Raw genomic sequence first — 1,870 nt, 5'->3', positions numbered from 1 at the left:
GTTAAAATAGCTGTCCCCCCATACGGATAATACTCTTCCATACTGATGACGTGACCACTGCTGTCTACCTCTAGATTGCAGCTACCGATAAGACTGTCGTAACTGTACCTGACTTGGTCATTACTTATCTCACTTGGCCCTCCCTTTTCCCAGTGCAACACTCGTACTTGAGCTCGACCTGCCTCACCTATAGTAATAACCTGCAAGCTTTCCGTTTCTGTGTTGTCCTGCGCTACGCTGCGTAACTCTATCCCTGGTAAATAAAGTGCCCGTAATGTCTGTACACTACTCGCTGCCTTTTGTTTGCTGACTTTTAACAGGCGTTGGCTGCCCGCATCATAGCGGTAGCTCTCTACGTCATCCATGTCACTATCACGCGCGACTGGCGTTACCTTCAGCAATTCATTGCGCGGCGTCCAGATAAGGTGTTGCCCTAATTGCAGCTGTTTTTGTTGGCCGCCCACGGTAAAGAACTCATCGACGTCCGAAGCGTTTTCCGTCAGCGTACTCTGGACACTTCGGTTGCTGCTGTCGCTTACGGTGAAAGTGGTTGTATAGTAATTGCTCGTTGCCGGTGCGCTGTGGTTGACTTTGATTAAGTTTCCTGCATCGTCATAAGTATAAGTGCGGGTGTAGTTTGTGTACGCTGAGCTGTCTGATGAGAGGGGGATTGTTGCAGACGGTAAGTGATTGCTTTGCTGGCCGGCATTGGCCATTTCACGACCAGTAGCTTGGACCAACTGATAGAGGCTATCGTAAGTATAGGTATTTTTCGGTACCACTTTCTGATTGCGCCAAAAGCGGGTCTCTTCTGCATCATTATTGATTGTTACCACGTTACCTACTGGGTCATATTCGTAGCGAAGGTCTTGCAACACCTTCGCACCAAGAGCATGCCCTGTCGGACGCTCTGTTCTTATCCCAATTAAACGTTGTGTTTCTGGCTCATACGAGTATGTCGTAACCACGCCGTTACCCTGCTCTTCACGCAGTTTTTGTCCTGCTGCTGAGTACATCAAGGATTTTACAATGGTTTGTTCTGCTTTCCCTTTCAGGGTCAGCCAACTGCCTGACATCAAGCCCGATACATCGTACGCCACTCGTTGTACGTTGCCTTTGGTGTCGGTCGTGGTTAACACTGTGCCTGTGGCATCGGATGTGGTTAGCGTGACATAGTCCTCTTTACTGAGTTGGTCATTCCAAACAGAAGCGTCTCCTCCCTGCCAATCTGCTACAACATCTGGATTATCGGCATCTTTCAATAAACGGCGACTGACAGAGAGAGCAACTCCAGTAAGAGCAATGCTGTCGGTCTGGACTAAGCCCGCCGTATCGTAGTGGCTAATGCACTGACCGGCGAGGTTTTGGGCCTTTTCCGCTTCTGTATTACTCGCATACACAAATCGCTCTGTGATACGGGCGGCATCCCCGGTGACTTGCTCTGTGATACTCAGTGGACGACCTGGTAATGACGCCCCCTCATATTGCCAAGTTCGAGTCACCGCATGGCTCTTGTCCTCCGATCCGTCGGCCGCTGTGCTTATATTACTGACAGCAATGAAAGCTCGTCCAGCGGTATCGCTGAGACTGAACGAGGTACCATTATCTACGCCCTGAGTACGTAGAACTTGACCTGTAAGGTCAGTCAAGTAGTGGAAGTTTGCCTTTCCGCTCAGGTGCAAACGATGGTCTGCACTTTGCTTTAGAACGCCACGTGTATCGTACTGGTGATGCGTAATGCGTGTCTGTGCCGTGCCTGGCTTATCAGGGTGGCGGTAGTATGCGATATCACGCACTGACAGCCCACGGTTATCTAAAACCGTGACGGAGGGGGTATTGCTGAACAATGTACTCATTATGTTTTCCTGTT

The 1,870-nt window shown here is 49.8% G+C and carries 1 pseudogene; it reads right to left on the bottom strand.

Annotation, left to right across the window (positions count from 1 at the left end):
• Positions 1 to 1,856: pseudogene (locus tag H735_RS16090) on the bottom strand (hypothetical protein); the annotation flags it as partial.
• Positions 1,857 to 1,870: the final 14 nt, after the last annotated feature.

This window comes from Vibrio owensii CAIM 1854 = LMG 25443, from assembly GCF_000817815.1.
In the GTDB taxonomy this organism is placed as follows: domain Bacteria; phylum Pseudomonadota; class Gammaproteobacteria; order Enterobacterales; family Vibrionaceae; genus Vibrio; species Vibrio owensii.
The sequence above is the reverse complement of the archived record's forward strand: the minus strand, read 5'-3'. Positions and strand labels throughout refer to the sequence as shown.